This window comes from Rhodococcus sp. Chr-9 (assembly GCF_000801125.1).
Lineage (GTDB): Bacteria > Actinomycetota > Actinomycetes > Mycobacteriales > Mycobacteriaceae > Rhodococcus > Rhodococcus pyridinivorans.
In genome coordinates, this window is sequence record NZ_JTIZ01000047.1 from 1 (window position 1) to 1639 (window position 1639).

At 68.9% G+C, this 1639-nt stretch carries 1 protein-coding gene; it reads left to right on the forward strand.

The window, feature by feature from the left end:
* Positions 1–1613: sigma-54-dependent Fis family transcriptional regulator (locus QR64_RS05935; protein WP_139278692.1), on the forward strand; the 1613-nt coding region annotated here is incomplete at its 5' end.
* Positions 1614–1639 lie beyond the last annotated feature (26 nt).

Genomic DNA, 1639 nt, shown 5'->3' on the forward strand with positions numbered 1-1639 from the left:
CGAAGCTTGTGCGTGCGGCGCGGCCGGTCCTGGATCGGTTGGCCGATCAACTCGCCGATGCGCCGGTGACGATCTTGCTCGCCTCGCAGGATGCGACCATCGTCGATCGGCGGGCCGGGCAGCGGTCACTGCTCGGCCGTCTCGACCGTGCCCAGGTCGCCCCGGGGTTCATCTTCGCCGAGGAATGCGCCGGAACCAACGGGATCGGCACCGCCCTCGAAGAACGCAAAGCGTTCCGGGTCCGCGGGGAAGAGCACCTGCTCGAGGCGTTGCATCCGCTGGCCTGTGTCGGCTCCCCGATCGTCGATCCGGTCTCACGCGCGGTGACCGGCATCGTCGACATCACCTGCGAGATCGGCGATGTCAACGAGCTGATGGCACCGCTGGTGCTCTCGGCGGTACGCGATATCGAAGAGCGATTGTTCGCCCTGTCCGCCCGCAGCGAGCAGAACCTGCTGCGCGAATACATGCGCAGCAAACGCCGCGGCCACGCCGCGGTGGTGGCGATGAGCCGGGACACGGTGATCGCGACCCCGACGGTGTCACGGTTGATGGACTCGACCGATCAGATGATGATCTGGGACTGGATCAGCACCCATCTGGCCGCCAAGGACGAATGGGAAGGACCGCTGCGTTTCGCCGACGGGATCGACGTGCGGGTCCATGCCCGCCGGGTCGGTGAGTCCACCGATCCGCTCAGCGCGATCCTCGAACTGCGCCCGCTGGCCTCCCCGGCTCCGCCGCGACCGCGCGCCCGCCTGGCCCCCGCCGCGCCCGCCGGTGCGGCGCCGGCGACGCGTATCGCCGGCCGCAGCCTGGCCGCGCACCGACTCCAGGACCGGGTCGACGAGATCACCGCGACCGTCGCGCCGGTGCTGATCGTCGGTGAGTCCGGTGTCGGCAAAACCCATCTGGCGCGGCAGATCCAGCACCGCTGGGGCCGGCACGACCCGGTCCCGAGCGTCGATGCGTCGACGTTGACCCCCTCGGCGGTGGCCGAGTTGCGGGCGCGTCTGTCCGGCAGTTTCGCGTGCATCATCGAGCACCTCGACGAGGTCCCCGACGACGCTGTGGCTTCTACCCGGCGGTTGCTCGACGCTGCCGTCGAGCTGGGTGCACCGGTGATCGCCACCGCCACCTCGAGCACCCCCGACGATCTGCGGCATCAGGTGCAGACCCATGTGCGGCGCAGTGTGTGCATCCCGCCGCTGCGCCAGCGCATCGAAGATCTCACCGATCTCGCGCGGGAGTTGCTCGCCGCCGAACTCCCCGACCGTCCGACCCCGCAACTGCAACCGGCCGCGCATCGGGCGTTGATCGACCATCACTGGCCCGGCAACCTGCGCGAACTCGCCTCGGTGCTCAGTACCGCGGCGGCGCGGTCGATGGGATTCGACATCAAACTCGAACATCTGCCCGCCGACTACCGCACCCTCGGCGCCGGCCGCCGGTTGACCTCGCTCGAACGCACCGAACGCGAAGCGATCGTCCGCGCCCTCGACGAGTCCGACGGCAACAAATCCCTCGCCGCCCACCGACTCGGTGTGGCCCGCTCGACCCTCTACCGCAAGATCCGCGCGCTGGGCCTGGAAAACGAAACATTCGGTTCCTGACCCCTGAAACACTCTGTCGCATAACA